General features: G+C 59.4%; 21 protein-coding genes. 6 read left to right on the top strand and 15 right to left on the bottom strand.

Features of this window, described 5'->3' with window-relative positions; genetic code table 11:
• Window positions 1-26 precede the first annotated feature (26 nt).
• The 4 genes from ACP3TY_RS01395 to ACP3TY_RS01380 all read left to right on the top strand — a co-directional run bounded on the left by ACP3TY_RS01395 (window position 27) and on the right by ACP3TY_RS01380 (window position 4,329).
• Window positions 27-1,043, top strand: a complete 1,017-nt coding sequence (locus ACP3TY_RS01395; RefSeq protein ID WP_053123943.1) for an outer membrane protein assembly factor BamD — start codon at window positions 27-29, stop codon at window positions 1,041-1,043.
• Window positions 1,044-1,170: 127 nt separating this feature from the next.
• Window positions 1,171-1,410, top strand: coding sequence for a PP0621 family protein (locus tag ACP3TY_RS01390; protein ID WP_212545808.1), 240 nt, complete (start codon window positions 1,171-1,173; stop codon window positions 1,408-1,410).
• On the top strand, window positions 1,400-2,986 hold the full coding sequence (locus ACP3TY_RS01385) for a sensor histidine kinase (RefSeq protein ID WP_426619111.1): 1,587 nt from the start codon (window positions 1,400-1,402) through the stop codon (window positions 2,984-2,986). The genes ACP3TY_RS01390 and ACP3TY_RS01385 overlap by 11 nt, the downstream gene beginning before the upstream one ends.
• On the top strand, window positions 2,983-4,329 hold the full coding sequence (locus ACP3TY_RS01380; RefSeq protein ID WP_426619110.1) for a sigma-54-dependent transcriptional regulator: 1,347 nt from the start codon (window positions 2,983-2,985) through the stop codon (window positions 4,327-4,329). Before ACP3TY_RS01385 ends, ACP3TY_RS01380 begins: the two co-directional genes overlap by 4 nt.
• Before the next feature lie 89 nt (window positions 4,330-4,418).
• Here the strand turns inward: ACP3TY_RS01380 and thiO are convergent, their stop codons facing one another.
• The 7 genes from thiO to ACP3TY_RS01345 are packed head-to-tail and all read right to left on the bottom strand — an operon-like array spanning window position 4,419 to window position 11,183.
• Window positions 4,419-5,519 carry a glycine oxidase ThiO gene (thiO, locus tag ACP3TY_RS01375; protein WP_426619109.1) on the bottom strand — a complete coding sequence of 367 codons (1,101 nt, stop codon included), beginning with the start codon at window positions 5,517-5,519 and terminating at the stop codon, window positions 4,419-4,421.
• A gap of 56 nt (window positions 5,520-5,575) precedes the next feature.
• Window positions 5,576-5,977, bottom strand: coding sequence for a type IV pilin protein (locus tag ACP3TY_RS01370; RefSeq protein WP_282356867.1), 402 nt, complete (start codon window positions 5,975-5,977; stop codon window positions 5,576-5,578).
• Between the two features lie 15 nt (window positions 5,978-5,992).
• Complete coding sequence (locus ACP3TY_RS01365; RefSeq protein WP_426619108.1) at window positions 5,993-9,076, bottom strand: pilus assembly protein; 3,084 nt, start codon at window positions 9,074-9,076, stop codon at window positions 5,993-5,995.
• Window positions 9,063-9,542, bottom strand: coding sequence for a pilus assembly PilX family protein (locus tag ACP3TY_RS01360; RefSeq protein WP_212550804.1), 480 nt, complete (start codon window positions 9,540-9,542; stop codon window positions 9,063-9,065). Before ACP3TY_RS01360 ends, ACP3TY_RS01365 begins: the two co-directional genes overlap by 14 nt.
• An 11-nt stretch (window positions 9,543-9,553) precedes the next feature.
• The gene (locus ACP3TY_RS01355; RefSeq protein WP_426619107.1) at window positions 9,554-10,267 is read right to left on the bottom strand and encodes a PilW family protein; all 714 of its coding nucleotides are present in this window, start codon (window positions 10,265-10,267) and stop codon (window positions 9,554-9,556) included.
• Complete coding sequence (gene pilV / locus ACP3TY_RS01350; protein WP_053123960.1) at window positions 10,264-10,713, bottom strand: type IV pilus modification protein PilV; 450 nt, start codon at window positions 10,711-10,713, stop codon at window positions 10,264-10,266. Before pilV ends, ACP3TY_RS01355 begins: the two co-directional genes overlap by 4 nt.
• Window positions 10,710-11,183, bottom strand: a complete 474-nt coding sequence (locus ACP3TY_RS01345; protein ID WP_400755277.1) for a GspH/FimT family pseudopilin — start codon at window positions 11,181-11,183, stop codon at window positions 10,710-10,712. The genes pilV and ACP3TY_RS01345 overlap by 4 nt, the downstream gene beginning before the upstream one ends.
• 130 nt (window positions 11,184-11,313) lie before the next feature.
• Between ACP3TY_RS01345 and ACP3TY_RS01340 the strand changes: the two genes are divergently transcribed.
• Window positions 11,314-11,883 (top strand): GspH/FimT family pseudopilin, encoded by a 570-nt coding sequence (locus ACP3TY_RS01340; RefSeq protein WP_212545802.1) that lies wholly within the window; start codon window positions 11,314-11,316, stop codon window positions 11,881-11,883.
• Here ACP3TY_RS01340 and ispH read toward each other — a convergent pair.
• The 6 genes from ispH to murJ all read right to left on the bottom strand — a co-directional run bounded on the left by ispH (window position 11,840) and on the right by murJ (window position 19,413).
• Window positions 11,840-12,784 carry a 4-hydroxy-3-methylbut-2-enyl diphosphate reductase gene (ispH, locus tag ACP3TY_RS01335; protein WP_038361699.1) on the bottom strand — a complete coding sequence of 315 codons (945 nt, stop codon included), beginning with the start codon at window positions 12,782-12,784 and terminating at the stop codon, window positions 11,840-11,842. The two genes, ACP3TY_RS01340 and ispH, sit on opposite strands and share 44 nt — an antisense overlap.
• A gap of 227 nt (window positions 12,785-13,011) precedes the next feature.
• On the bottom strand, window positions 13,012-13,449 hold the full coding sequence (gene fkpB, locus ACP3TY_RS01330; protein WP_172680162.1) for an FKBP-type peptidyl-prolyl cis-trans isomerase: 438 nt from the start codon (window positions 13,447-13,449) through the stop codon (window positions 13,012-13,014).
• A 7-nt stretch (window positions 13,450-13,456) separates the two neighbouring features.
• On the bottom strand, window positions 13,457-13,969 hold the full coding sequence (gene lspA, locus ACP3TY_RS01325; protein ID WP_122592781.1) for a signal peptidase II: 513 nt from the start codon (window positions 13,967-13,969) through the stop codon (window positions 13,457-13,459).
• Window positions 13,962-16,793 carry an isoleucine--tRNA ligase gene (gene ileS, locus ACP3TY_RS01320; protein ID WP_426619106.1) on the bottom strand — a complete coding sequence of 944 codons (2,832 nt, stop codon included), beginning with the start codon at window positions 16,791-16,793 and terminating at the stop codon, window positions 13,962-13,964. The genes lspA and ileS overlap by 8 nt, the downstream gene beginning before the upstream one ends.
• 13 nt (window positions 16,794-16,806) lie before the next feature.
• A complete protein-coding gene (gene ribF, locus ACP3TY_RS01315; RefSeq protein ID WP_426619105.1) occupies window positions 16,807-17,745 on the bottom strand; it encodes a bifunctional riboflavin kinase/FAD synthetase in 939 nt (312 codons plus the stop codon).
• A 129-nt stretch (window positions 17,746-17,874) separates the two neighbouring features.
• Entirely contained in the window at window positions 17,875-19,413 is a 1,539-nt protein-coding gene (murJ, locus tag ACP3TY_RS01310) for a murein biosynthesis integral membrane protein MurJ (protein ID WP_053123974.1), read from the bottom strand.
• A gap of 252 nt (window positions 19,414-19,665) precedes the next feature.
• Between murJ and rpsT the strand changes: the two genes are divergently transcribed.
• Complete coding sequence (gene rpsT, locus ACP3TY_RS01305; RefSeq protein WP_003228351.1) at window positions 19,666-19,938, top strand: 30S ribosomal protein S20; 273 nt, start codon at window positions 19,666-19,668, stop codon at window positions 19,936-19,938.
• Window positions 19,939-20,119: 181 nt separating this feature from the next.
• On the opposite strand, the gene ACP3TY_RS01300 is transcribed toward rpsT, so the two are convergent.
• A complete protein-coding gene (locus tag ACP3TY_RS01300; protein ID WP_053123976.1) occupies window positions 20,120-20,587 on the bottom strand; it encodes a CreA family protein in 468 nt (155 codons plus the stop codon).
• 10 nt (window positions 20,588-20,597) lie between these two features.
• The gene (proB, locus tag ACP3TY_RS01295; RefSeq protein WP_053123978.1) at window positions 20,598-21,716 is read right to left on the bottom strand and encodes a glutamate 5-kinase; all 1,119 of its coding nucleotides are present in this window, start codon (window positions 21,714-21,716) and stop codon (window positions 20,598-20,600) included.
• Window positions 21,717-21,729: the final 13 nt, after the last annotated feature.

Raw genomic sequence — 21,729 nt, 5'->3', positions numbered from 1 at the left:
CGGCCGTCATAGGGACGCAAGCCGCCATGCAAGTGAAACACCTGCTGCTGATCGCCATCCTCGCATTGACCGCTGCTTGCTCATCGAAGGAAGTCGTAGACGAAAACCTCAGCGAAGCCGAGCTGTATCAGCAGGCTCAGACTGACCTGGACAACAACAGCTACACCAGCGCCACAGCCAAGCTGAAGGCTCTGGAGTCGCGTTATCCGTTCGGTCGCTACGCCGATCAGGCACAGCTGGAGCTGATCTACGCCAACTATAAGAACGCCGAGCCGGAAGCTGCAAAATCCGCCGCCGAGCGTTTTATTCGTTTGCATCCGCAGCACCCGAACGTGGATTACGCGTATTACCTCAAAGGTCTGACTTCTTTCGACCAGGACGTCGGCCTGCTGGCGCGCTTCCTGCCGCTGGACATGACCAAGCGTGACCCGGGCGCTGCCCGCGACTCGTACAACGAGTTCGCCCAGCTGACCAGCCGCTACCCGAACAGCCGCTACGCGCCGGACGCCAAGCAGCGCATGATTTATCTGCGCAACCTGCTGGCAGCCTACGAAATCCACGTGGCCGACTACTACCTGACCCGTCAGGCTTATGTAGCCGCTGCCAACCGTGGTCGTTACGTGGTGGAAAACTTCCAGGAAACCCCATCGGTCGGTGACGGCCTGGCGGTGATGACTGAGGCTTACCAGCGTCTGCACCTGGACGAACTGGCCAACACCAGCCTGGAAACCCTGAAGCTCAACTACCCGAACCACCCTAGCCTGCAAGACGGCCAGTTCGTGCCTTCGGTGGCTGAAGCGGACAACCGTTCGTTCCTGAGCAAGGCGACCCTCGGTCTGATCGAGTCGCGTCCACCGCTGCCGCCGGGCGAAACCCGCGCCAACCAGGACGTGCAGAAGCAGTACCAGGACGCGAAAGATGCGATCCCGAACGAGCTGAAGCCTAAAGACGAAAACGGCGACGTGATCGAAGAGCCGGAGCCAGAGTCGAGCGACACTGACCGTTCGTGGTTCAGCTACATGACCTTCGGCGTGTTCGACTGATCACACCGCTTGGACAAAAAAAGGGAGATCTCAGGATCTCCCTTTTTTATTGCCGCGCGTTAATAGGCTGTGCGCTTGTCGGGAGCTTGGCTAAACTGCCGGATCATTAGTCGGAAAGCCACTCATCATGCTTCGTATATTGTTCTGGATCGTCCTGATTTTCGCCGCTGTCTGGCTGTGGCGTAAATTCAAGGCGCCCGCCGCCAATCAATCCAATCGCGCCCCTCGCGAACAGGACGCCGCGCCGATGGTGCGATGCGCCCACTGCGGCGTACACCTGCCGCGCGACCGTGCATTGAGCGTTCAACAACAGTGGTATTGCAGCCAGGCTCACCTTGAGCAAGGCCCGGGCCCCCGTGATCGCTGAGGCCAACGCCGACAGCAAACAGGCTCAGCGCCTGCTGCGCCTTTATCACCTCTACCGTTTAAGCGTCGGCATCATGCTGGTGCTGCTGATCTCCAGCAATATGGACAACCGCCTGCTGACGTCGATTGACGACGATTTGCTGCGCAGCGGCAGTTGGCTGTACCTGGTGCTGAATATCCTGCTGGTGGTGTTCCTCGAAAGCACCCGGCGCCCGGCGCAGTTGTTCAGCCTCGCGCTGGTCGACGTGTTGCTGCTGTGCGGTTTGTTCTACGCCGCCGGCGGGGTTGCCAGCGCCATCGGCAACTTGCTGATCGTTTCGGTGGCGATCTGCAACACCTTGCTACGCCGGCGCATCGGCCTGCTGATCGCTGCCATAGGCGCGCTCGGCATCGTCGGCTCAAGCTTCTTGCTGAGTTTCAGCCATCCCCTCACGGCCAACGATTATCTGCAGGCCGGCACCCTCGGCGCGCTGTGCTTTGCCGCCGCTTTGCTGGTGCAAGGGTTGATTCGTCGGCTTGAAGTCAGCGAGACCCTGGCCGAACAACGCGCCAGTGAAGTCGTCGGGCTTGAGGCGCTCAATGCGCTGATCCTGCAACGCATGCGCACCGGCATTCTGGTACTCGACGAGCAACGCCGCGTGCAACTGGCCAATCACAGCGCGCAGACCTTGCTGGCGCGCACATACCTTCAGGGCCATTTGATCGACGACTATTCGCCCGCCCTCGTCGATCGCCTGCAACTGTGGCTGAACAACCCGACCTTGCGCCCACAAAGCCTGAAGATTCCCGGCAATGGTCTGGAATTGCAGCCGAGCTTTATCGCCCTCGAACAAAGCCCAAACCAGCAAACCCTGGTGTTTCTCGAAGACCTCGCGCAAATCGCTCAACAAGCGCAGCAACTCAAACTCGCCGCGCTTGGACGACTGACCGCCGGCATCTCCCACGAAATCCGCAATCCATTGGGCGCCATCAGTCATGCCGCGCAGCTATTGGGTGAATCCGAGGAACTCGATGGCGCCGACCGGCGTCTGACGCAGATCATTCAAGATCACTCCAAACGCATGAATCGAGTCATCGAAAACGTCCTGCAACTGTCCCGCCGCCAGCAAAGCGCACCGCAACGGCTGGATCTCAAGCCGTGGCTGGAAAACTTCGTCAACGAAAGCCGCGAGCAGGCCAATGAACAGCAACAGATTCATCTGCGGATTAATTCTGGGGATTTCACCACGCTGATGGATCCTGCGCAGCTCACGCAAATTCTCGACAATCTGCTGCGTAATGGCTGGCGCCACAGCGCCCTGCTGCACGAGCAGGCCGAGGTCTGGCTGGCGTTGTTTGTCGACACCGAAAGCCAACTGGCAGTGCTCGAAGTGCAGGACAACGGCCCCGGCGTGCCCGTCGATGAGCAGGCCCATCTGTTCGAACCGTTCTTCACCACCAGCAGCCAGGGCACCGGCCTTGGGCTTTATCTGTCCCGTGAGCTGTGCGAAAGCAACCAAGCGCGCCTAGACTTCAAACCACGCCAAGGCGGCGGCTGCTTTCGCATCACCTTTGCTCACGGACGGAAACAAAGTTGAACACGAGCCCACGGCAAAAAATTCTCATCGTCGACGACGAACCGGATATCCGCGAACTCCTGGAAATCACCCTGGGACGGATGAAACTCGATACCTTCAGCGCGCGTAATCTGGCTGAAGCCCAAGCGCTATTACAGCGCGAGCAATTCGATCTGTGTCTGACCGACATGCGCCTGCCCGACGGCACGGGGCTCGATCTGGTGCAGCACATTCAACAACGTTATCCACAACTGCCGGTGGCGATGATCACCGCTTACGGCAGCCTTGAAACGGCGATCAATGCGCTGAAGGCCGGGGCGTTCGACTTCCTCACCAAACCGGTGGATCTCACCCGCTTGCGCGAACTGGTCGCCACCGCGCTGCGCATGCCGGTGGCGGGCGCCGTGTGCACGTCGATTGATCGACGCTTGCTCGGTGACTCCCTGCCGATGCGTAGCTTGCGCAAGCAAATCGACAAACTCGCCCGCAGTCAGGCCCCGGTGTACATCAGCGGTGAGTCCGGCAGCGGTAAAGAACTGGTGGCGCGACTGATCCACGAACAAGGGCCACGCGCGAGTCAGCCGTTTGTACCGGTGAACTGCGGGGCGATTCCGTCGGAACTGATGGAAAGCGAGTTTTTCGGCCATCGCAAAGGCAGTTTTACTGGCGCAGTTGAAGACAAGCCGGGGCTGTTTCAGGCGGCGAATGGCGGCACCTTGTTTCTCGATGAAGTGGCGGACTTACCGCTGTCGATGCAGGTGAAACTGCTGCGCGCCATTCAGGAAAAAGCCGTGCGTAGCGTCGGTGGGCAGCAGGAAACCGTGGTCGATGTGCGGATTCTTTGCGCGACGCACAAGGATCTTGATGCGGAAGTGACTGCCGAGCGGTTTCGCCAGGATTTGTATTACCGGCTCAATGTCATTGAATTGCGCGTGCCGTCCCTGCGTGAACGGCGCGATGACATTGAAGTGCTGGCGGCGCACATGCTCAAGCGTCTGGCCAAGGACACCGGGCAACCGGCGGCACGCTTGCATGCGCAGGCGCTGGAAGCGCTGAAGAATTATCGCTTTCCGGGGAATGTGCGCGAGTTGGAAAACGTGCTCGAACGCGCGCACACCTTGTGCGAGAACCGCACGATCGAGGCTGGGGATTTACGCCTGAGCGAGGGTAATTGCGCGGCGGAAGGCGGGATTGCGGATCTGACGCAGATCGACAATCTTGAGGATTACCTGGAGAACGTTGAGCGGAAGCTGATTTTGCAGGCGCTGGAGGAAACGCGCTGGAATCGCACGGCGGCGGCACAGCGCTTGAGTCTTTCGTTTCGGTCGATGCGGTACAGACTGAAAAAACTCGGTCTGGATTAGATCGCAAAAGATCGCAGCCTTCGGCAGCTCCTACAGGAAACCCATTCCAAGGTAGGAGCTGCCGAAGGCTGCGATCTTTTGATCTTGCTTTAAATGCGGCCCGCAGGCGCATAAGGCGCCGGATCAATAATCGGCGCACGACCCAACATCACATCCGCAAACAACTGACACGACGCCGGCGCCAGCACCAATCCGTTACGGTAATGCCCGCAGTTCAGCCACAAGCCTTCATACCCCGGCACCCGGCCAATGTACGGAATCCCTTCCGGCGAACCCGGGCGCAGTCCCGCCCAATGCCCGACCACTTCGGCATCTGCCAACGCCGGAATCAGCTCGACCGCTGAAGCCTTGAGGCTCTCCAGCGCCACATCGGTCGGCGACTTGTCGTAGCCTTCATGCTCCAGCGTGCTGCCAATCAGAATATGCCCATCACGACGCGGAATCGCGTACCGCCCCTTGGCCAGCACCATGCTCGGCAAGAAATCCGCCGCGCACTTGTAGAGAATCATCTGCCCTTTCACCGGTTCGACCGGCAGTGTCAGATCCAGCGTCTTGAGCAGATCACCGCTCCATGCACCCGCCGTCAGCACGACCTGATCGCCCTTGATCACGCCGCCGGAGGTTTCGACGCCGATGACCTGCCCACCTTCACGAACAAACCCGTTGACCTCGCACTGCTCATGAATCGTCACGTTCGGCATCGCTTGCAGCGCCGCTTTCAACGACTTCACCAGGCGCGGATTACGTACGTTGGCAACGTCGGCCATGTAGATCGCCCGCGCGAACCCACCGCCGAGCACCGGTACCGCGTCGTGCGCCGCCGAGATATCCACAGCCCGCAGCGGACGGTTCTCGCGTTGAGCCCAAGCGAGCGCTTCGGCTTCATCGTCCAGATCCAGCCAGTACAGGCCGGTGGTGTGGACTTCAGGATCAACCCCGGTATCAGCAAACAGACGCTCGCCAAGCTGTGGATAAAAATCCTGCGACCAGTGCGCCAGCGCGGTGACTGCCGGGCTGTAGCGCCACGGGTACAACGGCGAAACGATACCGCCGCCCGCCCAGGACGATTCCTGGCCGAGGTTCGAACGATCGAGCAGCACCACGCTGCGCACTTCGGAGGCGAGGTTGTAGGCGGTCAGCAGGCCAATCACCCCGCCACCGACTATCACCACTTGTTGTTGCCTGGTCATGTTTGATCCAACCGTAAAAAGACAGTGGGCGCAAAAGGCACCCGAAAGAAAGCGCCTCAGCGGCCCCAGCAATCCTTGGTGGTCAGCCCGGTGGTCGCGTTGTTCATGCTTCTGACACCGGTGTTGGTCAGGGTGAAATCCCCGCATTTGTCGGTGGCCATGGTCGTACCGGTTTTACGCGTCGCGGTCAGCAGGAAAGTCTGATCAGCGATGGTCGGGGTGATGGTGTAGAAATCATTGCCCGTGCTGAGCCCGGTGATGCCGGTGTAGACATTGTTCTTGGTGTAGAAGCGTTCGAGGGACTGCGCCTGCTCCGAGAGTAACGACACCACTTCGGCGCGGCGGCCCTTTTTCAGGTACTCGGTGTAGCTCGGTGCGGCGATGGTGATGACGATCCCGATAATCGCAATCACGATCATGATTTCGATCAGGGTGAATCCGCGGTTGAATCTGCGCATGCCTCAAACTCTCACTTACTGTATTTGTCGCCACATGATACGACGGCTGCCGCCGCCGGGTTTTTCCACCAGTGTGGTAATGCCGCCACTGGAGTCGTTCACGATCTTGCGGGTTGCGCCGTTGACGATGGCGTTCAGGGTCGGAATACCGCCGGTGAACACCACGCCACTGGAAATTGTGTCGTTGCTGTCGACCACGCCATCGGCGTTGGTATCGAGCACCGCATAGTTGAGCATCTTACCGCTGAACGCATCGAGTTCGACCAGTTTGCCGGTGCCGAAACTGGAGCAGGGATCGGTGGTATCGACGCTGGCGGTGGTAAAAATGATTCGCCCCAGCACTAGACTGGCCTGATTGATCACCCGCTCGCCGGTCAGCGCGCTGTTATACACCAAGGGCAGATACCAGCCCTTCTCCGCCGGGTACGTCGTGTCATTCTGCGAGGTGGTCACGAATTGCCCGGTACTGCCCGAGAACACGCCCGTGACTGCCTGCGCCTGCAAACTGCTGACAGTCAATTGTCCGGAACCGCCATCGGCATCCCACACCGAATAGAACGCCTGTAAATCCTTGTTGGTCTTGTCGGCCGTTTCGTTGAATTTTCCGGTGCCGAAGAAAATCTGTTTGCCGCCGACTGAGTTGTCCGCCAGTAACGGTTGCGCGGTGATCGGCTGAGTCGCGCCGCCCGCCGTGGTGAACAACGGTTTGCCGGAAAACGCCACGCCCCAACTGTCGGTCGACGTCGCACTCAGGTCGAATTTCCACAGGCGCCCTTTCAAGTCACCGCCGTACGCGGCCTGCACGACATTGGAAGAGTTGACCTTGAGCTTCACCGAGGACAAACCGTTGGTGGTTTCCGTGCTGTCGATGACGATCTTCTTGATCAGCGAGCCGTCGCGTACATCCAGCACATACAGCGCGGCCACACCAGAATTGCTGCCGTAACCGTTGGAAATAAACGCCGCCCAGCGACCGTCGGCCAAGCGTGCCACTTCCGGGCGGGCGTAGGCGTAACCCAGATCATTAAAAGCGTTGGCGCTGTTGGCGGTGGTCGGCGCACTGACCTCCCATAACGCCTTGATCACATTCCCCGCAGTAGCATCAAATAGTTGCAGCCCGTAAAACGTTTTTCCTCCGGCACCGGTGCCACCAATGGCCAGAGTTTTCCAGGCCGTGCCGGACTGCGCGTCGAACACTCCGACTTGCCCGTCGACGAGAAACTTGTGGCTGACGCCATTGATGTAGGTCGGATCAGCAATCAGCCGTAGCGACGGCAACACACTGGACGGCATGTAGGCGTAGCGCCGGGTGCCATTGGCCGAGTTGATGATGTTGACGAAACCGTCGTCGGCATTCACCACCAGATTGGCGTTCATGTTCGCGGCTTTGGTCGTCAGATAAGCGCTATAAGTGCTATCGCCGGACAAGTCAGCAGCGGTCTTGTCCGTGGGGGCCGCCAGCACCAATGGCGAATTGATGATGTCGCCGAGTAATACGTTGCGAACCTTTAGCCCGGTTTTGTTGGTGCCTTTGCTCCACTCCACCAGATCATTGCCGGTGATTCCGGTGGGCAGACTCTGACTGAGCGTGTTTTGTTGCGCTGGGGAAAAGTTGCCGTAAGCCAGTGTTACGGCGGCATTGCTTGCGGTGTTCCATGATTGGTAAGTCGGCGCTGTCGTTCCGGGCACGATGGTCGTATCAGTCGTCCAAAGCGTGGTCGACGTATTCACCGCCCCGGAAGACGTGAAGCCGAAAGACTTGATGGTGCCGCGCCAATCCTTGGGGTCGTAACTGGTCTGGAAATAGCTGGTGCCGCTAGCCAGCGTGGTGCCGCTGGCGACTCCGCTGCCGCCGGAACCCGCCTTGGAAGTGATATCACTCAACGCCGACGACAGCGCCGCATTCAGCCCCGTGCTGTCCGTCGCCTGATAATACTTGCCCTGCCCATAACTGGCCGCATCCGACAACATGTCGTTGGCCGCTGTGAAACCGACTGTGTAGGTGTTCAAGTTTTGCTTGGGAAAATCCACCGCGTTCCAGCTCTTGCCCGCCGCGTCGGTGCCGGTCGAACGCATGTCGATGTCGAAGGCGAATTTGGCGATGTCGTCCAGATACAGCGTGTCGCCCTCATTGTCGCCATTGAGGTTGTTGCCGTCATTATTGACGCCATCCCAGTTCGGTAAACGAGTGCCGCCCAACGGGTCGTTGGTCGGAAAGGTTCGGTCAAACGTCGGCAAACCATCGGTGATCACCACGCCGTAGTTTTTCTGGCAGCGATACTGAATCGGGCTGGTGTAGGTCGTTGGCGTGCTGTTGTAGTACGGCGCCATGCCGCGCATATAGCGGGTGATCTCGTAATAGGTTTCCGCCAACGGCGTGTTGGCCACGGCGCTCAAAGCGTTGATCGATGAGATCAGCGCGTTGTAGTTGGTATCCGCCTGGGCCTGAGTCACGCTACCGGAGACCGGTGCCAGATCGCTGATCGATCGCGCGATGTATCCGCCATTGCCGGAGTTGTTGCTGGTGGCGGGATTGAAGGTCGACAGACCCATTCGCAAGGTGCGGTTGCTGGTCACCAGTGCCGTGGACACGTTGCGCGCCACGTTGATCCGGTAATCGTTGGGAATCGCCCCGGTGGTGAAATCGCGGGTGCCGTTGTTGATGGCCAGACTGACCACGTAAGAAATGTAATCGCCCGAATAACGCGTGTTGCCGCTGCCCACGGGATCCGGCAGTTTCAGGCACAGCGGCGCGATGCTGTTGTTGTAGAACGCATAGGCGCCACCGGAACAGCCGGATGTCGGCAGGCTCGACAGAAAGATCGTGTCACCGGTGATCGCCGTCGAACTCAGACACAAGCCGAGCAAGGCGTTGCATTGTCGCGCGGGTGTGGGGTTGTCAGCGGGGTTGAAACCGGACGCATAAATGATGCTGTTCATGCTCCCCGAATCATCGATCAACAGCATCACGTTTGGCGGAACCGCTGCAGCGCTCAACAACGGCGAATCCGACGGCGTGAACGCATAGGCCGGTGCCGTCAGATAAAAGCTCAGCAACAGGCCGAGCAGCAGCGATCCATAGCGCTCAATACTTCGCATAAACACTCTCCACCACGCTGCGCGAAGTGCCGGCGATGCCGACCGCAGTAACCCGATACAACGTTGCCGAGGTATTGCTCGGCACGTTCACCGCCGTGAGTGTGGTGCCAATGTTTTGCACACCATAGAAACCATTACCGGTCGCGATCCACGTCACCCCCGAGGTGGAATTGAGCCCTGCCGCACTGACCACCGAAGATTCCGCCGGCGGCGCACATTGCGTCGTGCCGCTGCACACCGCCAAGGTGTAAGTATCGAGCTGCACCGCGCTCTCCCCCACCCGCAACGCCGCTTCCGCAGTCTGGAACGACTGATTACGCAAACTCACACTGCCGGCCATTTTTTCCTGCAGGTTGGCGCTCTGCATCGACGACAAACCAATCAGCGTCAGCAACAACAAAAACACCAGACTGACCAGCAACGCCATGCCGCGCTGGGCCTTCCTGCTGTGAAGAGAAATCCGCATCACCCCGGCCCTCACTGCAAGCGGTTGCGCAAAGCGGCAACCACGTTGAAGGTTTGTGGGGCGACCCGGCTGTTGGGGTCGAGCAGGGTCAGGCTCAGGCGCACACTGCGGATGCGTGCCGGATCGCTGGGGTTGACGCTGTAAGTTGAAGCGGCCACATCGGTCGCAGAACTCGCCAGGCCGAAGGTGACGGTGAAAGCACTGACGTTGTTCACCAGCACCTGCTGGGTCGGCGTTCCGCTGCCGGTGCCCATGAGTATCTGGTTGTTGCTGAAGCTGTAGATCAATCGGCGAATCGGAAAGGCGATTTGCCCGGTCGCCGCCGTTCGTAAACCGGTATACGCCGTGGCGCTGTTGCGGCAATCGGAGAGCACCGTCCAGGTCGGCGTGCCACCACCGCTGCCGATATCGGCGGTGACCAGCGTCAGTTTGAGGTTGGCGTTATCCCAGCCGATCGGAGCGATCTGCGCGGCATTGAAATCCCCGGCCGTGCTCGAATCGGTAATCGTGCCGAGGCAACCGAACATGCCGACCATGCGGATTTCCTGAATCATTTTGCTCAGCACAAAACGCGCGTCTTCCTGCATCGCAGCGGCGCTGTTCTGGCTGACGTAAGTATTTTTCGCCGCGATGAAAATCTGCACGACACCCAGCACGATGATCAGACCCAGCGCGAGAGCCACGAGCAATTCGATCAGTCCGAAACCCCGATTATCGCGCCTCATGGCGTGGCCACCGGATCAACCGCCGCACGGCTGCTGAGGACGAAACTGCGCGGCGCGCTGGCGGTGTTGGCGGCCCGCGCGTCACTCCAGTTGATGGTGATGGTGTACACCCGCTGATTGAGCGTGATGCTGCCGGTAGCGGTGGGCCCGCCGAAAGCAATGATGTTGGTGGTGAAATCGTAGAGATCCTGATCGCGAGCGACGCTGAGATTGCCCGAGGTCGGCGGCGTCACGGTGTAGTCGGCGCCGGAGTTGGCGCGAATGCGATCCATCATGTCGTAGGCGATAAAACTGGCCTGACTGGTCATCCGCGAGCTGTCGGTGTACTTCAGCGCATTCAGTTGCACCGCCGCCGCGCCCAATAACCCGACGGTCAGAATCAGCAACGCGACCAGCACCTCGATCAGCGTCATGCCCTCCTGTGCGTGTTGACTCCCTGCCCTCATCCGCAAATTCCACCCAATTGAATTCGTCCGTTCAAACACACGTTCAGCGTCCTGCTTTGCGTGCCCAGCGTGTAACTGATGACCACCGCCGTAGTCGGTGCGGCCAAACCGCCGAGATTGTTGAAATCCAGCGCGGTCACTCCAGAGGGTAGCGCCAGAGTGGCGCCGCTGCTCATCGCTGGAACAACCCGCAATACATTCGCCGGCGTGCCAGTACTGTCGTAAACCGCCAATTCACCCGTCCAGACGCTGCCGCCGGCGCTCGGGCGCAAGCGAGTGGTCACGCCACGATCAATCGCTTCAAGCCGGGCAAAATTGATTGCCCGTTGCAGATCGCCCATTTCGGTATCGGCCTTGCTGCTCTGGATCGACTTGGTGAACGCCGGCACAGCAAGTGTGATGAGCACCACGAAGATCGCCATCGCCACCAGCAACTCGATCAGCGTGAAACCTTTTGTACGAAGATCCATCGATGCCCTCCGTTGCCGTCGGCTATACCTGCTTCTACACGCTAGAACATTCAACCGACCCGCGTCGGTTGATTTGCCCTGCGCTGCGTAAGGATCGCGCCGCTCATCACACTCCACGGAGGGAGTTTTCATGACGCAACATGGTTTCAGCCTGATAGAACTGCTTATGGGACTGGCGATCGGCGCAATTGTTCTGCTGTTGGTCAATCCGGCGTTCGCAACGCTGCGCGAATCGAACCAGCGGGATCTGGCCGCGCAGTCGCTGCTCGACGGTATTCGCAACGCACGCAGCCTGGCCATCACGCGCAATCAGAGCGTGGTGATTCATGGCATCAACGGTGACTGGAGTCAGGGCTGGCGGATCATTGTGGATATCAGCGGCAAAGGATCTGCGGACAGCAGCAATCCCTTGTTGGCAGAACGTGCGAGTGACGCAAAGGTGCCGATTGTCGGTAATCGATCAGTGAGTCGATACGTGCGCTTCAGCAGTCTGGGACAACCGCTAATGCCCGGGCGGGCGTTTCAGGCAGGGACATTACATATTTGCTCGACTCACGAGCCGGTCAGCCAGCGCCAGGTGGTGCTGGCGGCGACCGGTCGCGTGCGCCTGAGCAGCAAAAGCGCTGAACAGGCGTTGTGTCAGAAAGCCAAAAACGTCAGATCGAACGAACGCGCAACTCTTTCGGCATCGAGAACGTGATGTTCTCTTCGCGCCCGGCCAGCTCATCGGCGCCGGTCGCGCCCCAGGCTTGCAGTTGCTGAATCACGCCACGCACCAGCACTTCCGGTGCGGAGGCGCCAGCGGTGATGCCGATACGCTCGACACCGTCGAACCAGCTCTTTTGCAGGTCTTCGGCGCCGTCGATCAGGTAGGCCGGGGTGGCCATGCGCTCGGCCAGTTCGCGCAAGCGGTTGGAGTTGGAGCTGTTCGGGCTGCCGACCACCAACACCACATCGCATTCGTCGGCCAGTTGCTTGACCGCGTCCTGACGGTTTTGCGTGGCGTAACAGATGTCGTCCTTGCGCGGGCCGCCGATGGCCGGGAAGCGTGTGCGCAAGGCATCAATGACGCGACTGGTGTCGTCCATCGACAGCGTGGTCTGGGTGACGAAAGCGAGTTTTTCCGGGTTGTGAACCTGCAATTCGGCGACGTCTTTTTCGTCTTCAACGAGGTAGATCGCGCCGCCATTGCTGGCGTCGTACTGGCCCATTGTGCCTTCGACTTCCGGGTGACCGGCGTGGCCGATCAGGATGCACTCACGACCATCGCGGCTGTATTTCGCGACTTCGATGTGCACCTTGGTCACCAGCGGGCACGTGGCGTCGAAGACTTTCAGACCACGGCCAGCGGCCTCGGTACGCACGGCCTGGGAAACACCGTGGGCACTGAAAATGACGATGACGTCGTCCGGCACCTGATCCAGTTCTTCGACGAAAATCGCGCCACGACTGCGCAGGTCTTCAACGACGAACTTGTTGTGCACCACTTCATGGCGCACGTAGATCGGTGGCCCGAAGACTTCCAGGGCGCGGTTGACGATTTCGATCGCCCGGTCCACACCGGCGCAGAAGCCACGGGGATTGGCGAGTTTGATTTGCATGCTATGCCTCGTGTCTTGCGCGCAAGAAATTAGATCAATACAGCCCTTGTAGGAGCAAAGCTTTGTGGCGAGGGGATTTATCCCCGATGGGGTGCGAAGCGCCCCCAATCCAGTCAACGCGCCTCAACTGGAACCGCGCCGTCAGGGTTTTGGGGGGCTTTGCCCCCATCGGGGATAAATCCCCTCACCACAAAAGCCCGCTCCCGCAATGGTTTTAGCGGTGTTACTTACAGCGCTTTGACGTTGATGATCTCGACGTCAAAGGTCAGCGTCTTGCCTGCCAGCGGGTGGTTGAAGTCGATGGTCACTTGCGTGTCGTCGAATTCTTTCACCACGCCCGGCAACTCAGTATTGGCCGCATCGTTGAAGATCACCAGCAAACCCGGCGACAGCTCCATGTCGACGAACTGCGAGCGCGGGATGATCTGCACGTTCTGCGGGTTCGGCTGGCCGAAAGCGTTTTCCGGCTCGACGCTCAGCGTGCGCTTGTCGCCGGCCTTGAAGCCGAACAGCGCCGCTTCGAAACCCGGCAGCAGGTTGCCGTCGCCGACCTTGAAGGTCGCCGGGGCTTTGTCGAACGTGCTGTCGACGGTGTCGCCGTTCTCCAGGCGCAATGCAAAGTGCAAAGTGACTTCCGTGTTCTGGCCGATGCGTTGCTCAGCCAATACCTGTTCAGTCATGAACGGCCTCTTCGGTTTTCTTGGTTTTGAACATGTCCAGTGCCAGCATTATCGCGCCAACGGTAATCGCGCTGTCGGCGAAGTTGAACGCCGGGAAGTACCAGCGGTTCTGCCAGTGCACCAGAATGAAATCGATCACATGGCCCAAGGCAATGCGGTCGTACAGATTGCCCAGCGCGCCACCCAGCACCAGCGCCAAAGCGACGGCCAGCCAGGTTTCGTTGCGGCCCAGGCGCTTGAGCCAGACCACCAGCACGGCACTGACCACAATGGCGATCAGGGCAAACAGCCAGCGCTGCCACCCGGAGCTGTCCGCGAGGAAGCTGAAGGCAGCGCCGGTGTTGTACGCCAGCGTCCAGCTGAAGTAATCAGGAATGATCACGATCTGCTGGAACATTTCGAGCTTGCCTTCGAAGTAAAACTTGCTGGCCTGGTCAATGACCAGAACCAGCAAACTCAACCAGAGCCAGCTCAACCGTCCGAAACGGCCAACGGCATTAGGCATAGTGACGAACCTCGCCAGCGCCGCTGATGTTGTCGACGCAACGACCGCAGATTTCCGGATGCTCCGGGTTCACGCCAACGTCTTCACGGCAGTGCCAGCAACGGGCGCACTTCGGGAAGGCCGATTTGACGATCTTCAGCTTCAGACCGCTGACTTCAGTCACGACCGCGTCTTCAGGTGCGCTGACGAAAGGCGCAACGCTGGCCGTCGAAGTGATCAGGACAAAGCGCAGTTCGTTGCTCAGCTTGGCCAGATCGGCGCTCAGGGCGTCTTCGGCGTACAGCGTCACTTCGGCTTGCAGGTTGCCACCGACGGCTTTGGCCGCGCGCTGGATTTCCATTTCTTTGTTGACCGCTACTTTCACCGCCATTACGCGTTCCCAGTAGTCGCGGCCCAGTTCAACGTCAGCTGGCAGTTCGGTCAGGCCTTCGTACCAGGTGTTGAGCATGACCGATTCGTTACGCTCGCCCGGCAGGTATTCCCACAGTTCGTCGGCGGTGAAGGCGAGGATCGGCGCGATCCAGCGCACCAGCGCTTCGGAGATGTGGAACAGCGCGGTTTGCGCCGAACGGCGAGCCTTGCTGTTGGCGCCAGTGGTGTACTGACGGTCCTTGATGATGTCGAGGTAGAAACCGCCCAGCTCCTGCACGCAGAAGTTGTGGATCTTCGAGTAGACGTTCCAGAAACGGTATTCGCCGTAGTGTTCTTGCAGCTCGCGTTGCAGCAGCAAGGTGCGGTCGACCGCCCAACGATCCAGCGCGAGCATTTCTTCCGCCGGCAGGATGTCGGTGGCCGGGTTGAAACCGCTCAGGTTCGAGAGCAGGAAGCGCGCGGTGTTACGGATACGACGATAGGCGTCCGCGCTGCGTTGCAGGATCTGATCGGAAACTGCCATCTCACCCGAGTAGTCGGTCGACGCGACCCACAGACGCATGATGTCGGCGCCCAAGGTGTCGTTGACTTTTTGTGGCGCGATCACGTTGCCCAGCGATTTGGACATCTTGCGGCCAGCTTCGTCGACGGTGAAACCGTGAGTCAGCAGTTCGCGGTACGGCGCGTGGTTATCGATGGCGCAACCGGTCAGCAGCGACGAGTGGAACCAGCCACGGTGTTGGTCGGAACCTTCCAGGTACAGATCGGCGCGCGGGCCGGTCTCGTGACCCATCGGGTGCGAACCGCGCAGGACGTGCCAGTGCGTGGTGCCCGAATCGAACCAGACGTCGAGGGTGTCGCTGATCTTGTCGTACAGCGGCGCTTCGTCGCCGAGCAACTCGGCAGCGTCCATCTTGAACCAGGCTTCGATGCCTTCGACTTCAACGCGTTTGGCGACTTCTTCCATCAGTTCAACGGTACGTGGGTGCAGTTCGCCGCTTTCCTTGTTCAGGAAGAACGGGATCGGCACGCCCCAGTTACGTTGACGCGAGATGCACCAGTCAGGACGGTTGGCGATCATCGAGTGCAGACGCGCCTGGCCCCAGGCCGGGACGAACTTGGTGTTTTCGATGGCTTTGAGCGAACGTACACGCAGGGTGTCGCCGCTGGTTGGCTCTTTGTCCATGCCGATGAACCACTGCGCGGTGGCGCGGTAGATCAGCGGGGTCTTGTGGCGCCAGCAGTGCATGTAGCTGTGTTCGATGACGGTTGTGTGCATCAGCGCACCGACTTCGGTCAGCTTGTCGACGATGGCCGGGTTGGCCTTCCAGATGAACTGGCCGCCGAAGAATTCCAGCGACGGCACGTAAACGCCGTTGCTTTGCACTGGATTGAGGATGTCGTCGTTGACCATGCCGTATTTCTTGCAGGTCACGAAGTCGTCTACGCCGTAAGCCGGAGCGGAGTGAACCACGCCGGTGCCAGCGCCCAGTTCAACGTAGTCAGCCAGGTACACCGGCGACAGACGGTCGTAGAACGGGTGACGGAAGTTGATCAGCTCCAGCTCTTTACCGGTGGTGGTCGCGATGACCGAACCTTCGATGCCGTAGCGCGCCAGGCAGGCTCCAACCAGCTCTTCAGCCAGCACCAGCAGCTTGTCGCCGACATCCACCAGTGCGTAGTTGAATTCCGGGTGAACGTTCAGTGCCTGGTTGGCCGGGATGGTCCACGGGGTGGTGGTCCAGATCACGATCGAGGCAGGTTTGCTCAACGATGGCAGACCGAACGCGGCAGCCAGTTTGGCTTCGTCAGCAATCGGGAACGCAACGTCGATGGTCGAGGACTTTTTGTTCTCGTACTCGACTTCCGCTTCAGCGAGGGCCGAACCGCAGTCAAAGCACCAGTTCACAGGCTTGAGGCCCTTGAACACGAAACCGCCCTTGACGATTTCCGCGAGGGCACGGATTTCACCGGCCTCGTTCTTGAAATCCATGGTCTTGTACGGGTTGGCCCAGTCGCCCAGCACGCCGAGACGGATGAATTCGGACTTCTGTCCTTCGATCTGCTCGGTGGCGTAGGCACGGCACAGTTCGCGGGTCTTGTCCGCGCCCAGATTTTTGCCGTGGGTCACTTCAACCTTGTGCTCGATCGGCAGGCCGTGGCAGTCCCAACCCGGAACATACGGCGCGTCGAAACCCGACAGGGTCTTCGAGCGGATGATCATGTCCTTGAGAATCTTGTTCAGTGCGTGACCGATGTGGATCGTGCCGTTGGCATACGGAGGGCCGTCATGCAGAACGAACTTCGGACGATCCTTGCCAATCTCGCGCAACTTTCCGTACAGGCCAATACTGTCCCAGCGCTGCAGAATCTGCGGTTCGCGCTGTGGCAGGCCGGCCTTCATTGGGAAGGCGGTGTCCGGAAGGTTAAGCGTGGCTTTATAGTCGGTCATTTAAGGCTCTTCATTAGCGATGGGCGCTAGGTGCGGCTAGTGCACGGGCGGTGGCGACATCCGCATTGATCGCCGTTTTCAATGCCTCCAGGGAGGCGAAGCGCTGCTCTTCACGCAGCTTTTGGTGGAAAACCACCGTCAAACGCCGGTCATACAGATCGCCGGCAAAATCTAAAAGATGGACTTCAAGGTGGGCCTTGCCATCACCTTGTACCGTGGGCCGCACGCCGATATTGGCGACGCCGGGCCAGGTCTTGCCGTCGATATCGACATCCACCAGATAGACCCCGGTGAACGGCACACGACGACGCTTGAGTTGAATGTTGGCAGTGGGCGTGCCCAGTTGCCGGGCCAGTTTCTGGCCATGCAGCACGCGACCGGCGATCCGGTACGGGCGGCCTAGCAAACGTTCGGCCAAGGCAAAATCGGCGGCGGCCAAGGCGTTGCGCACTTGCGTGCTGCTGACGCGAATGCCGTCCAGCTCGACGGTTTGCGCCGCTTCGACGGTAAAACCATGAACCTGCCCGGCCTGCATCAGGAAATCGAAATCACCGAGGCGGTCGCAGCCAAAGCGGAAATCGTCACCGACTTCCAGATGCTGCACGCCGAGGCCATCGACGAGGATGGTGTCGACGAACTCACTGGCGCTGAGTTTGCTCAAGCGCTGATTGAACGCCAGACACAACACCCGGTCGACGCCTTCGGCGGCCAGCAGTTGCAGCTTGTCGCGCAACCGGGCCAGACGTGCCGGCGCGGTCTCGGGGGCAAAGAATTCCCGTGGCTGCGGCTCGAAAATCACCACGCAGCTGGGTACGCCCAACTCGAGCGCACGCTCACGCAGTCGGGCCAGGATAGCCTGGTGACCACGGTGAACACCGTCAAAGTTGCCAATAGTGGCGACGCAGCCCCGATGCTGGGCGCGCAAGTTGTGGAGGCCTCGAACCAGCTGCATAACGCGCTTCTTGCTCATAAAGTGGTCGATTATAACCACACCCGACGGCCGACGACAGGCAACACCGTAACGCAAAGTGAACGAGCCGACAAAACTGCCGGCCCGCGCCCATCCATAAAGAGAAAAACCTTAGCTCAAGGCCTTGCGATTGAAGTCGCGCAGGCGGAAACCGAGCAGCAGCAACATACCGAAATAGGACACCACGCCAGCCGCGACCAAGGCGCCCAGACGCAGGAAGCGCTCAAGCATGTGCCCTTGATCCCATGGCGGCATGAAATGCATGCCGATCAACAGCACCACGGACATCACCGCCACCGCCACCACCAGTTTGAAACCGAACTTGGCCCAGCCCGGCTGCGGTTGATACATCTGCTGCTTGCGCAGCTGATAGAACAGCAGCCCGGCGTTCAGGCAGGCACCCGCACTGATGGCCAAGGCCAGACCGGCGTGAGCCAGTGGGCCGATCAATACCAGGTTGAACAGTTGGGTAACCACCAGGGTGAAAATTGCGATTTTTACCGGGGTTCGGATGTTCTGTTGCGCATAAAAGCCCGGCGCAAGCACCTTGATCACGATAATCCCGAGCAGGCCGACAGAATAAGCAATCAGCGCACGCTGAGTCATCTCGGCGTCGAAGCCGCTGAATTGGCCGTACTGGAACAGCGAAACGGTCAGCGGCTCGGCGAGAATCCCCAACGCCAGCGAGCACGGCAGCACCAGCACAAAGCACAGACGCAGGCCCCAATCGAGGATCCGCGAATACTCGTGACGATCCTTGCTGGCGTAGGTTTTCGCCAATGTCGGCAGCAAAATCGTGCCCAACGCCACGCCAAGCACACCGGATGGCAACTCCATCAAACGGTCGGCGTAATACATCCACGACACCGAACCTGCGACCAGAAACGAGGCGAAGATAGTGTTGATGATCAGCGAAATCTGGCTGACCGAGACACCGAGGATCGCCGGCAGCATCTGCTTCATCACGCGCCACACGCCGGTATCGCGCAGGTTCAGACGCGGCAGCACCAGCATGCCGATCTTTTTCAGGTGCGGCAGTTGATAGAGCAGCTGCGCCAGACCACCGACCAATACCGCCCAGCCAAGGGCCATGACCGGTGGATCGAAGTACGGTGTGAGGAACAGCGAGAACACGATCATGCTGACGTTAAGCAAGGTCGGCACAAATGCGGGCACCGAGAAACGGTTCCAGGTATTGAGGATCGCGCCGGCCAGCGATGACAGCGAGATCAGCAATATATAAGGGAACGTCACCCGCAACAGATCAGAGGTGAGCTGGAATTTTTCCGGGGTATCGGTGAAACCGGGCGCCGTGGCCCAGATCACCCAAGGCGCCGCGATCATGCCCAGCGCGGTGACGATCGCCAGTACCAGCGTCAGCAAACCCGATACGTAGGCAATAAAGGTACGGGTCGCCTCTTCGCCCTGCTGACTTTTGTATTCGGCCAGAATTGGCACAAATGCCTGGGAGAAAGCGCCCTCGGCAAAAATTCTTCGCAGCAGATTGGGCAGTTTGAAGGCGATAAAGAAGGCGTCTGTCGCCATCCCGGCGCCGAATGTGCGGGCGATAAGCGTGTCACGAACAAAACCCAGAATCCGGGAAAGCATCGTGATAGAGCTGACGGCGGCCAACGATTTGAGCAGATTCATTGAGGGAATTTGTGCCTGTCGATAAACAGCAGGCGAATTAAGCGCCTACTTATGCGATACTCCGCGCCGCAGCAGCACAGAGCCAAAGCTCGCGAGTTTACAGGTCAAGCGCCGGAAATAAATATCCCGCCTCTTTATACCTACCACTTAGCGGAACGATTCAAGTGCCCTTGACAAGACTTCTCTTCATCGGCATGATTCGCGGCCTATTTTGTTTGCTATTTCCTAAAAAGTCTTTCGAGGAGCTCGACGGTGGCCAACTCACCTTCCGCCAAAAAACGTGCAAAACAGGCTGAGAAGCGTCGCAGCCACAACGCCAGCCTGCGTTCCATGGTTCGCACCTACATCAAGAATGTAGTTAAAGCCATTGACGCAAAAGACGCTGAAAAAGCTCAAGCTGCATACGTTCTGGCTGTGCCAGTTATCGACCGTATGGCCGATAAAGGCATCATCCACAAGAACAAGGCTGCTCGTCATAAGAGCCGTCTGAATGGCCACGTTAAAGCGCTGAAAGAAGCCGCTTAATCGACGTAGTCATTAAAAAACCGACCTTAGGGTCGGTTTTTTATTGCCTGTGATTTAACAAATCCAGCGCAAAAAAATGTAGGAGTGAGCCTGCTCGCGATAGCGATGTGTCAGTCGATGCAATTATTGACTGTTACACCGCTATCGCGAGCAGGCTCACTCCTACAGTTGGTTTGCGGGGTTATTGCTGGACGGGCACCCATGGCAGGATCGGGATCGCTGTAACAGCATTCTGCGGACTGCCTTCGATCAGGCGATCGCTGTAGACCAGGTACACCAGCGTATTGCGTTTCTTGTCGAGGAAACGCACCACCTGCATGGTCTTGAACACCAGCGATGTGCGCTCCTTGAACACCTCATCGCCATCCTTCAGATCGCCATTGAACTTGATCGGGCCGACCTGACGACAGGCGATCGACGCTTCTGCGCGATCTTCAGCCAGACCCAAACCACCCTTCACCCCGCCAGTCTTGGCGCGCGACAGGTAGCAGGTCACGCCTTCGACCTTCGGATCATCAAACGCTTCGACCACGATCCGGTCGTTCGGGCCGACGAATTTGAACACTGTCGACACCTGACCGATTTCCTCGGCCGAGGCCAGCAATGGCATCGCCATCAGCAGGCCCAACAATCCTTTTGCTAAACGCATCGAGTTTTCCTTACACCAGGATCAGGTTGTCACGGTGAACCAATTCTGGCTCCGCCATGTAACCGAGCAAACCGACAATCGCATCCGACGACTGACCGATGATTTTTTGTGCTTCCAGCGCGCTGTAGTTGGCCAGGCCACGAGCGATCTCACGACCGTCCGGCGCCACGCACACCACCATCTCACCGCGACGGAAGCTACCCTGCACCAGTTTCACGCCGACTGGCAGCAGGCTTTTGTTGCCTTTGGACAACGCCGACACCGCACCATCGTCCAGCACCAGCGTGCCGCGCGTTTGTAGATGGCCGGCCAGCCATTGCTTGCGCGCCGCGAGCATGCCGCGCTCAGGCGACAGCAAGGTGCCGATGCGCTCGCCCGCTTTCAGGCGATCAAGCACGCGCTCGAGACGCCCGCCAACGATGATGGTGTGCGCACCGGAACGCGCAGCCAGACGCGCCGCGCGCAGCTTGGTCTGCATGCCGCCACGCCCCAACGCACCGCCGGTACCACCGGCAACCGCGTCGAGACTCGGATCATCGGCGCGCGCTTCGTAAATCAGCTGCGCATCCGGATTGTTGCGCGGATCGGCGTCGAACATGCCGTCGCGATCGGTAAGGATCACCAGCAGATCCGCTTCGACCAGGTTGGCCACCAGCGCCGCCAGCGTATCGTTGTCGCCAAAACGGATTTCGTCAGTCACCACGGTGTCGTTTTCATTGATCACCGGAATGACTTTCAGCTCGACCAGCGCACGCAAGGTGCTACGGGCATTGAGGTAGCGCTTGCGGTCGGACAAGTCGTCGTGAGTCAGGAGAATTTGCGCCGTGTGCCGGCCATGCTCGGCGAAGCTTGATTCCCACGCCTGCACCAAACCCATCTGACCGATAGCGGCGGCCGCCTGGAGCTCGTGCATCGCGCTGGGTCGCGCGGTCCAGCCCAAACGGCTCATACCGGCCGCCACTGCCCCGGAGGACACCAGCACCAGCTCGACGCCCGCTTCATGCAGCGCCACCATTTGCTCAACCCAGACACTCATAGCCGCGCGATCCAGCCCTTTGCCATCTGCTGTCAGCAAAGCGCTGCCGATCTTCACGACCCAACGCTGCGCACCTGTCACCTTGCTCCGCATCATCTTCAACCTT

Origin of the sequence: Pseudomonas rustica, from assembly GCF_049959085.1 — a bacterium.
GTDB classification, from domain to species: domain Bacteria; phylum Pseudomonadota; class Gammaproteobacteria; order Pseudomonadales; family Pseudomonadaceae; genus Aquipseudomonas; species Aquipseudomonas rustica.
The sequence above is the reverse complement of the archived record's forward strand: the minus strand, read 5'-3'. Positions and strand labels throughout refer to the sequence as shown.

What these genes read in the sequence shown, in the direction of transcription:
- ACP3TY_RS01395 (WP_053123943.1), top strand. Translation starts at nt 27, where the DNA reads ATGCAAGTGAAACACCTGCTGCTGATCGCCATCCTCGCATTGACCGCT.
- ACP3TY_RS01390 (WP_212545808.1), top strand. Translation starts at nt 1,171, where the DNA reads ATGCTTCGTATATTGTTCTGGATCGTCCTGATTTTCGCCGCTGTCTGG.
- thiO (WP_426619109.1), bottom strand. Translation starts at nt 5,519, where the DNA reads ATGACCAGGCAACAACAAGTGGTGATAGTCGGTGGCGGGGTGATTGGC.
- ACP3TY_RS01370 (WP_282356867.1), bottom strand. Translation starts at nt 5,977, where the DNA reads ATGCGCAGATTCAACCGCGGATTCACCCTGATCGAAATCATGATCGTG.
- ACP3TY_RS01365 (WP_426619108.1), bottom strand. Translation starts at nt 9,076, where the DNA reads ATGCGAAGTATTGAGCGCTATGGATCGCTGCTGCTCGGCCTGTTGCTG.
- ACP3TY_RS01360 (WP_212550804.1), bottom strand. Translation starts at nt 9,542, where the DNA reads ATGCGGATTTCTCTTCACAGCAGGAAGGCCCAGCGCGGCATGGCGTTG.
- ACP3TY_RS01355 (WP_426619107.1), bottom strand. Translation starts at nt 10,267, where the DNA reads ATGAGGCGCGATAATCGGGGTTTCGGACTGATCGAATTGCTCGTGGCT.
- pilV (WP_053123960.1), bottom strand. Translation starts at nt 10,713, where the DNA reads ATGAGGGCAGGGAGTCAACACGCACAGGAGGGCATGACGCTGATCGAG.
- ACP3TY_RS01345 (WP_400755277.1), bottom strand. Translation starts at nt 11,183, where the DNA reads ATGGATCTTCGTACAAAAGGTTTCACGCTGATCGAGTTGCTGGTGGCG.
- ACP3TY_RS01340 (WP_212545802.1), top strand. Translation starts at nt 11,314, where the DNA reads ATGACGCAACATGGTTTCAGCCTGATAGAACTGCTTATGGGACTGGCG.
- ispH (WP_038361699.1), bottom strand. Translation starts at nt 12,784, where the DNA reads ATGCAAATCAAACTCGCCAATCCCCGTGGCTTCTGCGCCGGTGTGGAC.
- lspA (WP_122592781.1), bottom strand. Translation starts at nt 13,969, where the DNA reads ATGCCTAATGCCGTTGGCCGTTTCGGACGGTTGAGCTGGCTCTGGTTG.
- ileS (WP_426619106.1), bottom strand. Translation starts at nt 16,793, where the DNA reads ATGACCGACTATAAAGCCACGCTTAACCTTCCGGACACCGCCTTCCCA.
- ribF (WP_426619105.1), bottom strand. Translation starts at nt 17,745, where the DNA reads ATGCAGCTGGTTCGAGGCCTCCACAACTTGCGCGCCCAGCATCGGGGC.
- murJ (WP_053123974.1), bottom strand. Translation starts at nt 19,413, where the DNA reads ATGAATCTGCTCAAATCGTTGGCCGCCGTCAGCTCTATCACGATGCTT.
- ACP3TY_RS01300 (WP_053123976.1), bottom strand. Translation starts at nt 20,587, where the DNA reads ATGCGTTTAGCAAAAGGATTGTTGGGCCTGCTGATGGCGATGCCATTG.
- proB (WP_053123978.1), bottom strand. Translation starts at nt 21,716, where the DNA reads ATGCGGAGCAAGGTGACAGGTGCGCAGCGTTGGGTCGTGAAGATCGGC.